1 pseudogene is annotated in these 919 nt (G+C 77.3%); it reads left to right on the top strand.

What is annotated here, in order from left to right:
- Nucleotides 1-919: pseudogene (locus G3I40_RS33885) on the top strand (hypothetical protein); the annotation flags it as partial.

A 919-nucleotide genomic window follows, 5' to 3' on the forward strand; every position in this document is an offset into this window, starting at 1 on the left:
GGCGCTCGGCCAGGTCCTGGACGACGCCCGCGTCCCGCCGCAGGCCCTGGCCTGGGACACCGGCGGCGGCATAAGGGCGCTGCTGCACCACACCGCGGCCAGCGGCCCGCGGCACTGGCTGACGGCGTGGTCCGCCATAGAGCCCTACCTGCGCGACGCGGCGCTGCCCTCCCGGATGGCGAGCCTGCACTTCGCGCACACCGCGCTCACCCACCCCGGCACGCCGCGCGCACGGATGCCGGCCGAGGCCGCGCCGCCCGCCGACAGCCCGCTCACCGTCCACTACACCGACTGGCGGCTGTCCGCGAACATCTGGGCGACGCTGTCCGCCACGCCGACCCGGCTGCTCACGCTCGACCGCCCGGGCCACGGCCTCCAGGTCGTCGTCGCCACCACGCACGGCACCCTGGAGTTCCTCGACGCCGCCACCGCACGCCCCGTCGGCGCCTCGCTCGTCGCGCACACCGGCGAGGTCCGCGCCCTGGACGCCAGCGCGCCCGGGCCCGGCGGCCGCCAGTACCTGGTCACCGCCTCCACCGACGCCACGGTGCGGCTGTGGGACGCGCACCGGCACTCCGCGCTCGGCACCCACCACGACTCCACCTGGTTCGACGACGCGCTGTGCTGCTTCGACGACCGGGGCGAGATCACCGTATGGGCCGTCAACGGGCGCAGCGAACTGGCCGGTTGGCACCCGCCGGCGCAGGCGCGCACCGTCGCCGCCGCGCCGCCCGTGCTGCGCGGCGCCCTGACCAGCCTCGTCGACACCGACGGGGAGCGCGTCCTCGTGCACGCCGCCCACGAGCTGACCGTGCTGCGCCCGGACGGCACGGTGCGCGCCGTGCACCCCCTGCCGACGCCCGTGCGCACCCTCGCCGCGGGAGCCGGTCCCGGCCTCTTCTACTGCGGGCACGCCGAC

The sequence above is a fragment of the Streptomyces sp. SID14478 genome (assembly GCF_010548525.1).
In the GTDB taxonomy this organism is placed as follows: Bacteria; Actinomycetota; Actinomycetes; order Streptomycetales; family Streptomycetaceae; genus Streptomyces.